This is a genomic window from Streptomyces sp. H27-H5, assembly GCF_026627505.1.
Taxonomy (GTDB): domain Bacteria; phylum Actinomycetota; class Actinomycetes; order Streptomycetales; family Streptomycetaceae; genus Streptomyces.
Window position 1 is genome coordinate 44,726 of record NZ_JAPNLK010000061.1, and the last position, 6,455, is coordinate 51,180.

The following is a 6,455-nucleotide window of genomic DNA, read 5'->3' on the forward strand; positions in this document are numbered from 1 at the left end:
AGCCCGTCGAGCCATGACCGACAACCGAGCCACCGCATCCCAACCCGCCGCCTCCCGGCCCACCGACCCCGGCCCCGCCGCGTCCCGACCCGCCGCGGCCGCGGCAACCGCGGCGCAGGCCAGGACCGTTCCCCCGGGCAGCAGCCCCTGGCAGCTCGCCCGCCGCGAACTCCGTCGTCGTCCCACCGTCCGCGTCAGCCTCTGCGTCGTCCTCCTCTTCGTCCTGATGGCCCTCGGCGCCCCCTGGCTGGGCGCGCTCGGCGGCTGGTCCCCGAACGAGTTCGACAAGTCCGCCATCGACCCCTACCTCGCGGGCCAGCCCCTCGGCTCCTTCGGCGGGATCGGCTCCGCACACTGGCTGGGCGTCGAACCCGTCACCGGCCGCGACCTGTTCGCCCGCGTCGTGGCCGGCGCCCAGGTCTCCCTCCTGATCGCCTTCGCCGCCACCGCCATCGTGGTGGCCGTCGGCACGGCCGCCGGGATCGCCGCCGGCTACTTCGGCGGCCGCGTCGACGCGGTGCTCTCCCGCCTGATGGACCTCACCATGTCCTTCCCGTCCCTGATCTTCATGATCGCGATGCTCTCGGTGGCCAAGGACGTCAACCGGATCGTGCTCATGACCGCCGTCATCGGCCTCTTCGGCTGGCCCGGCGTCGCCCGCGTGGTCCGGGGCCAGACCCTCTCCCTCAAGCACCGCGAGTACGTGGACGCCGCCCGCGTCGCCGGCGCCGGCTCCTGGCGCATCCTGACCCGCGACGTCCTCCCGGGCGTCGCCGGGCCGGTCATCGCCTACACCACCCTGCTGATCCCCGGAATGATCAGCACCGAGGCCGCCCTGAGCTACCTCGGCGTCGGGGTTCGCCCGCCCACCCCGTCCTGGGGCCAGATGATCGCCGAGTCCGTGGCCTACTACGAGACCGACCCCGTGTACTTCGTCATCCCGAGCGTCTTCCTCTTCCTCGCGGTCCTCGCCTTCACCCTGCTCGGCGACGCCCTGCGCGACATCCTCGACCCGAGGGGCGGACGGACGTGATTCTCTACCTGGCCCGCCGGCTGCTCGCCCTCGCGGGCGTGCTCCTCGCCATCGCCGCCGTCACCTTCGTCATCTTTCAGGTCCTGCCCTCCGACCCGGCCGCCGCGGCCTGCGGCAAGACCTGCGGCCCCGAACGACTCGCCGACGTGCGCGAGTACCTCGGCCTCGACCAGCCCGTCTGGAGTCGCTTCGTCCACTTCCTCACCGGCATCTTCACCGGCCGCACCCTCGGCACCGGCCAGTACGCCGTCCGCTGCGACTTCCCCTGCCTGGGCTACTCGTACGAGAACTCCCTGCCCGTCTGGGACCTGCTGATGGACCGGCTCCCCGTCTCCGCCTCCCTCGCCGTCGGCGCGGCCGTCCTGTGGCTGGTCCTCGGTCTCGGCGCCGGGGTCACCGCCGCCCTGCGCAAGGACACCGCCACCGACAGGACGCTCATGGTCGGCGCCGTCGCCGCCGCCTCGCTGCCCGTCTACTTCACCTCGGTGATGCTGATCTTCGGGGTCATCCGCGTCGCCGGACTGCTGCCCTACCCGACCTACCGGGCCCTCGCCGACGACCCGCTCGGCTGGGCCTCCAACCTGCTCCTGCCCTGGACCGCGCTCGCCCTGCTCTACGCCGCCATGTACGCCCGCCAGAGCCGGGGCTCGATGATCGAGGCGATGGCCGAACCGTACATCCGCACCGCCCGCGCCAAGGGGATGCCCGAACGCACCGTCGTGGTCAAACACGGGCTGCGCTCCGGGATGACCCCCATCCTCACCATCTTCGGCATGGACCTCGGCGGACTCCTCGCCGGCGCCGTCATCACCGAGTCCATCTTCGGACTCCCCGGCGTCGGGCGGCTGTTCTACGGGGCACTCGTCAGCTCCGACCAGCCCGTGGTCCTCGGCGTCACCCTGCTCGCCGCCTTCTTCATCGTCCTCGCCAATCTGGCCGTGGACCTCCTGTACGCCGTCGTCGACCCGAGGGTGAGGTACTGATGGACGCCCCCGCACCGCCACCACTGCTCGAAGTCCGCGACCTGCGCGTCACGTTCACCACCCCGCGCGGGGTCGTACGGGCCGTCGACTCGCTCGGCTTCACCGTCGAGGCCGGCCGCACCCTCGGCATCGTCGGGGAGTCAGGCTCGGGCAAGTCCGTCACCTCGCTCGCCGTCATGGGCCTGCACCGCGGCGCCGAGGTCGGCGGCTCCGTCGCCCTCGACGGGGAGGAACTCACCGGGATGTCCGAGAAGCGGCTCTCGCGGATCCGCGGCCGCCGGATGGCCATGATCTTCCAGGATCCGCTGAGCAGCCTGCACCCGTACTACACCGTCGGTGAGCAGATCGCCGAGCACGTCCGCGTGCACCTGCGGTCCGGGCGGGCCGCCGCCCGCAAACGGGCGGTCGACATGCTCGGCGAGGTCGGCATCCCCGAACCGGCCCGACGGGCGGGGGAGTACCCGCACCAGTTCTCCGGGGGCATGCGCCAGCGCGCCATGATCGCGATGGCCCTGGCCTGCGAACCGGACCTGCTGATCGCCGACGAGCCGACGACCGCGCTCGACGTCACGGTGCAGGCCCAGATCCTGGAGCTGATCGCCCGGCTCCAGCAGGACCGGGGCCTCGGCGTCGTGATGATCACCCACGACCTGGGGGTGGTGGCCCGCGTCGCCCACGAGGTGCTCGTCATGTACGGCGGCCGGGTCGCCGAACGGGCAGGAGTGGACGCGCTGTTCGCCGACCCCGCCCACCCCTACACGCGCGGGCTGCTGGACTCGCTGCCCCGGCTCGACGACCCGGACGACGCTCCGCTGCGGGCCATCGCCGGCTCCCCGCCCTCGCCGGGGACCCCGACGCCGGGCTGTGCCTTCGCCCCGCGCTGCCCGATGGCCACCGCGCTGTGCACGGACGAACGACCGGAACTCGTGCCCCACGCCCTCGGGCGGACGGTCGCCTGCCACCACGCCGGGACCCGGTACACGAAGGAGGTGGCCTGATGGCCACGCCCACCACCGCGCCCACCCCGGCGGACACCGCCGCGGACACCCTGTTGTCCGTACGCGACCTGACCATGACCTTCCCCGGCAGGCGGTCGGTGACCGGGCGCCGGGGGGCGCCCGTGCGCGCCGTCGACGGGGTCTCCTTCGACCTGGCGGCGGGCGAGACCCTCGGGCTGGTCGGGGAGTCGGGCTGCGGGAAGTCCACCACCGGCCGGATGCTCGTACGGCTGCTGGAGCCCACCTCCGGCAGTGTCACCTTCGACGGCCGGGACATCAGCCGGCTCTCCCAGGGCGCGCTGCGTCCCCTGCGGCGCAACCTCCAGATGGTGTTCCAGGATCCGCACTCCTCCCTCAATCCCCGCCAGACGGTGGCCCGGATCATCTCCGACCCGCTGCTCGTGCAGGGCTGGTCGGCGGCCGACGCCCGGCGCAGGGCGGTCGAGCTGATGGAACTCGTCGGCCTCGTCCCCGAACACGTCGACCGCTACCCGCACGAGTTCTCCGGCGGGCAGGCCCAACGCGTCGGAATCGCCCGCTCGTTGGCCACCGGCCCCCGGTTGGTCATCGCGGACGAGCCCGTCTCCGCCCTGGACGTCTCCGTACAGGCGCAGATCGTCAACCTGTTGGAGCGGCTGCGCGCGGAGCTGGGCCTGGCGTACGTGTTCATCGCGCACGACCTCTCCGTCGTCAAGCGGATCAGCGACCGGGTCGCCGTCATGTACCTGGGCCGGATCGTCGAGATCGGCGACAAGCGCGCCCTGTACGAGAACCCCCAACACCCCTACACCCGGGCCCTGCTGTCCGCAGTGCCGCTGCCGGACCCGGCCGCCGAGCGGCGGCGCGAGCGGATCGTGCTGCTCGGCGACCCGCCGAGCCCGGCCGCCCCGCCGCCCGGCTGCGCCTTCCACCCGAGGTGTCCGAAGGCGCGGGAGATCTGCCGGGCGGAGAGGCCCGTGCTCCGGTCCGCCGCCTCGCGCGAGGTGGCCTGTCACTTCCCGGGTGACTGACGGGGATCCCAGGGAAGGGAGAACGAAGGGCCCCGGAGCCGACACGATCGGCTCCGGGGCCCTTCGCCCCTGTCGTCCACGCTTCGCCTGCCTGGCCCGAGGACCGTCACGGCCGCGCCGGCGCCGGCCCGGTCGTCACGGTGTCAACTCGGCCCGGAAGAAAGCCAGTTCCTGGGCCATCACCTTCTCCCTGACGCCTCCGGGAGTCATGTGGGTGACTCCCGGCAGCGCGAGCAGCCGGTGCGGGCGACCCGCGTCCGTCAGGGCCCGGGACAGGCGCAGCGTGTGGGACGGGTGGACGTTGTCGTCGGCCAGGCCGGTGATCAGCAGCAGCGGACGCCTGAGCCCGGGCGCGTCCGCGATCAGCGAGTCGCGCTCGTACGCCTCGGGGTGCTCTTGGGGCAGCCCCAGGTAGCGCTCGGTGTACGCCGTGTCGTAGTGCCGGAAGTCGGTGGGGGCGGCCCCGGCGGCGGCCGCGTGGAAGACGTCCGGGCGGCGCAGCACCGCGAGGGCGGAGAGGTAACCGCCGAAGGACCAGCCGCGGATCCCGACCCGGGTCAGGTCGAGGTCGCGGTGGCGTGCGCCGAGGGCCCGCAGCGCCGCGACCTGGTCGTCCAGGACGACCCGCGAGAACCCGCCGTGCACGGCGTGGGTGTGGGCGGGCGAGACGTACGCGGTGCCCCTGTTGTCGATGGTCACCACCGCGAAGCCCTGGTCGGCCCACCACTGCCGGTGCTGCCAGCGCCGCGGCTCCGCGCTGACGTCCTGCATGCAGGGGCCGCCGTAGCCGTCCACGAGCACGGGCAGTCGGGTGCCGGGCACATGGCCGCGCGGCAGGACCAGCGCGGTGGGGATGCCGTGCTCGGTGACCCGTTCCAGCCGCGGGACCACCCGGTGGGGCAGCGGCGCGGACAGGTCGCCCGGGGTGAACTCCCGCCCGTCCGCGGTGCGCAGGGTCCGCCGGATCCCGTCGGCGTCGGCGGTGGTGAGCAGCAGGGCGCCGGCGGACGCCTGGACCGAGTGCACCCCGGGTCCGTCCGCGACGGCGGTCACCTCGCCCGTCGCCGGATCGAGCAGCAACACCCGCTGTTCGGCGGGGTCCTGTCCGCCGGCCTCGATCAGCAGCCGGTCCCGGTGGACCCCAGCCACCCGGCGGACCTGGAGCGTGTCGCCGGTGAGGAGCCTGCCGTCGACGGCCAGCGCGCGGGCGCCCCCGCCGGGGGTGTCGGCGGCGGTCAGCATCCGCCCGTCGGGCAGCCGGTCGGGCGTGCCGGGCAGCATCGGGTCCACCCACCGGGGGTGCGTGGTGCGGGACAGCTCGCGGGTACGGCCGGTCACCGGGTCCGCGCCGAGCAGCAGGACCTCGCGCTGGAGCCGGTCCTGGACGGTCAGCAGGATCTCCTCGGGCGACGCCCAGTCGGCGTCCGAGACGTACGGGTACGCGGCGGCGTCCCAGTCGAGCCGGACGCGCCCGCCGTCCGGCCGGAGGACCCACAGCGCGACGTCCGCGTTGGGGCCGCCGGCCTCGGGGTACGCGAAGTCCTCGGGCGGCAGTTCCGGGTGCTGCGGGTCCGTGAACCAGCGCCTCGGGAGCGCGGACTCGTCGACCCGGGCGGCGAGCAGGGCGACCCCGTCGGGCGACCACCAGTGCCCCCGGGACCGGCCGAGTTCCTCGGCGGCGGCGAACTCGGCCACCCCCCAGCGGGCACCGTCGTCGGGGCTGACCCGGCCGCCGGGGGTGACGTACAGGGCGTCCCCGGTGACGTACGCGGTCCGGGAGGCGTCCGCTGCGGGGCGCGGGTCCCAGGCGGGACCGGCCGCGGGGAGTTCCCGAGGGACGCCGGGCTCCCCGGCGTCCCCGTACCCGACCTCGTACAGCCGCCCGTACAGGGCGAAGACCGCGCGCAGGCCGTCCCCGGAGAGCGCGAAGGAGCCGATGCCGGCGGCGACGAGCCGGGTGCGTTCGCGCAGCCGACGCTCGGCGAGGGGGAGCCCGCCCGATCCCGCGGAACCCTCGGGGGACAGGACGCGCGGGTCGGCCAGGAGGGTCTCGGCGCCGGTGGTCGTGTCGAGGACCCACAGGCCGTCGACGGGGTCGGTGGGACCCGTCGAGCGGAGGAACCACAGGAGCCGTCCGTCGTCCCCGAAGGAGAACGCGCGGGGGGCACCGCGGGTGTACCGGGCGGTGGCCGCGGAGAGTTCGAGGAACGGATCGAGGGCGGGGAGAGGATCATCCATGGCCGTAGTGTGACATGTGAAATATCACCACCACTAGGCCGTTCGAGTGGTGACCCCCGGCACCCGGGCTTAGTGGTCTGCGTCGTAAATCCTTCGGGGGTTGACGTCGGGCTTGGCGTGCGCTTGCCCGTGTCAGGTGTCGAGACCGGTGAGGTGGAGGTGGCAGGCGGTGTCGAGTGCGTCCTCGGGGGTG

General features: G+C 73.7%; 5 protein-coding genes. 4 read left to right on the forward strand and 1 reads right to left on the reverse strand.

From position 1 onward, the window contains the following. Window positions 1-13: 13 nt before the first annotated feature. The 4 genes from OTB19_RS27285 to OTB19_RS27300 are packed head-to-tail and all read left to right on the forward strand — an operon-like array spanning window position 14 to window position 4,024. Window positions 14-1,033: an ABC transporter permease gene (locus tag OTB19_RS27285; RefSeq protein ID WP_267801155.1), complete on the forward strand. Its 1,020-nt coding sequence runs from the start codon at window positions 14-16 to the stop codon at window positions 1,031-1,033. Next, window positions 1,030-2,016, forward strand: a complete 987-nt coding sequence (locus OTB19_RS27290; protein WP_267801156.1) for an ABC transporter permease — start codon at window positions 1,030-1,032, stop codon at window positions 2,014-2,016. The genes OTB19_RS27285 and OTB19_RS27290 overlap by 4 nt, the downstream gene beginning before the upstream one ends. Then, window positions 2,016-3,014 (forward strand): ABC transporter ATP-binding protein, encoded by a 999-nt coding sequence (locus OTB19_RS27295; protein WP_267801157.1) that lies wholly within the window; start codon window positions 2,016-2,018, stop codon window positions 3,012-3,014. Before OTB19_RS27290 ends, OTB19_RS27295 begins: the two co-directional genes overlap by 1 nt. Continuing rightward, window positions 3,014-4,024, forward strand: coding sequence for an oligopeptide/dipeptide ABC transporter ATP-binding protein (locus OTB19_RS27300; protein ID WP_324289514.1), 1,011 nt, complete (start codon window positions 3,014-3,016; stop codon window positions 4,022-4,024). Before OTB19_RS27295 ends, OTB19_RS27300 begins: the two co-directional genes overlap by 1 nt. A gap of 135 nt (window positions 4,025-4,159) precedes the next feature. On the opposite strand, the gene OTB19_RS27305 is transcribed toward OTB19_RS27300, so the two are convergent. After that, window positions 4,160-6,262 carry a S9 family peptidase gene (locus OTB19_RS27305; RefSeq protein WP_267801158.1) on the reverse strand — a complete coding sequence of 701 codons (2,103 nt, stop codon included), beginning with the start codon at window positions 6,260-6,262 and terminating at the stop codon, window positions 4,160-4,162. Between the last annotated feature and the right edge of the window lie 193 nt (window positions 6,263-6,455).

Excerpts from the sequence above, each read along its gene's own strand:
- OTB19_RS27285 (WP_267801155.1), top strand. The coding sequence starts at position 14 with ATGACCGACAACCGAGCCACCGCATCCCAACCCGCCGCCTCCCGGCCC.
- OTB19_RS27295 (WP_267801157.1), top strand. The coding sequence starts at position 2,016 with ATGGACGCCCCCGCACCGCCACCACTGCTCGAAGTCCGCGACCTGCGC.
- OTB19_RS27300 (WP_324289514.1), top strand. The coding sequence starts at position 3,014 with ATGGCCACGCCCACCACCGCGCCCACCCCGGCGGACACCGCCGCGGAC.
- OTB19_RS27305 (WP_267801158.1), bottom strand. The coding sequence starts at position 6,262 with ATGGATGATCCTCTCCCCGCCCTCGATCCGTTCCTCGAACTCTCCGCG.